This is a genomic window from Vibrio sp. 10N.247.310.98, assembly GCF_041467395.1.
GTDB lineage: Bacteria > Pseudomonadota > Gammaproteobacteria > Enterobacterales > Vibrionaceae > Vibrio > Vibrio crassostreae_C.
Window position 1 is genome coordinate 1 of sequence record NZ_JBFSUL010000127.1, and the last position, 1,342, is coordinate 1,342.

1 protein-coding gene is annotated in these 1,342 nt (G+C 40.1%); it reads left to right on the plus strand.

The annotated features are described in order from the left end of the window. Window positions 1–71 precede the first annotated feature (71 nt). Complete coding sequence (locus AB6E78_RS22900; RefSeq protein ID WP_102269065.1) at window positions 72–1,103, plus strand: IS110 family transposase; 1,032 nt, start codon at window positions 72–74, stop codon at window positions 1,101–1,103. Window positions 1,104–1,342 lie beyond the last annotated feature (239 nt).

Here is a 1,342-nt window from a genome sequence, read left to right on the forward strand (position 1 = left end):
TGATGTATGGAATCCACTCCCTCCTTAGCAATCTAGACTTAGGATAGTGAGAAAAAACCGAGGGTTCCAATATGTTGACTAAAAATGTTATCGCTATCGACCTAGCAAAAAATGTGCTTCAAGCCTGCCATATCAGTGTTCATGGTGAATTGCTTTCCAACAAACCGTTAAGCCGACAAAAAATGAAGGAATTTCTTGCTAAGGCAAAACCTTCTATTGTCGCCATGGAAGGTTGCTGTGGTTGTCACTATTGGGGACAGTTAGCTGAAAGATTTGGACATGAAGTACGAATCATCAATCCCAAAAAAGTAAAAGGATACCTTGAAGGTCATAAAACTGATCACAACGACGCTCTGGCCATTGCTAATGCCGCGATACAAATAGGTATCAAATGCAGTCGCCCAAAATCGCTTGAACAACAATCTATGCAATCTTTAGAGAGTAGTCGTCGTTTCTTATCTCGCAGTGTTGTTTCTTTAGGACAGCACATTCGAGGAACAATTTTAGGATACGGTATTGCTAATCCAAAAGGTGAAAAAGGTTTGAAGGCTTCTGTTCAAACTGTTTTGGATGGAGAGACAGAAATACCCGCTAATGTAGTGTCTGTTTTATCTATGCTGTGGGAGCAGTACAAACAGCTAAAATCGAAGCTCATAGCATTCGAAAAAGAAAAGAATGCGTTAACTCGCCAAATAGAGCCATGCCAGAGATTGATGGCAATCGAAGGAGTTGGCGAAGTTACAGCTGCAATGCTTTATACAACCCTTGGTGATGGTAAGCAGTTCAAGAACGGTAGACAAGCTTCTGCATTCATTGGTCTCACTCCTAAACAACATAGTTCTGGTGGCAAAGTGTTCATGATCGGCATTGATAAGTGTGGTGGCGTCAAAGAGCTACGCTCTCTACTTTATCTCGGTGCCATGTCTTATGTTGGAAGGTTGCCTGAAATACCGATAACTCAAAAAGATGCTTGGCTTAAAAAAATAATTGAACGTATTGGTTTTAAAAAAGCCTGTATTGCTCTTGCTAATAAAGTGGTCCGAACAGCATGGGCAATGCTTAGGAACGAAACAAAATATTCACCTATTTTAATAACAGCGTAAACCACTAAACACACAATACTAATTTAAAGTTTTACAAAATGATGATGCAAAAAAGGTAAGACCAACCTACTGAAAACCTGGCCATTCCTTCACGCTATTAAAAGCTGATAACTCGATGAGGACAGTAGGTGCGCAAACATCAAAGGCTAGAAGGTAGCGCCTTCAACAAGAAGCCGTATATACGACCGCATCTTAACTTTAATCGCTAAATCACTTTGTAAATACGTGGATTCCATATA

Coding starts and splice junctions, on each gene's coding strand:
- AB6E78_RS22900 (WP_102269065.1), top strand. CDS start 72: ATGTTGACTAAAAATGTTATCGCTATCGACCTAGCAAAAAATGTGCTT.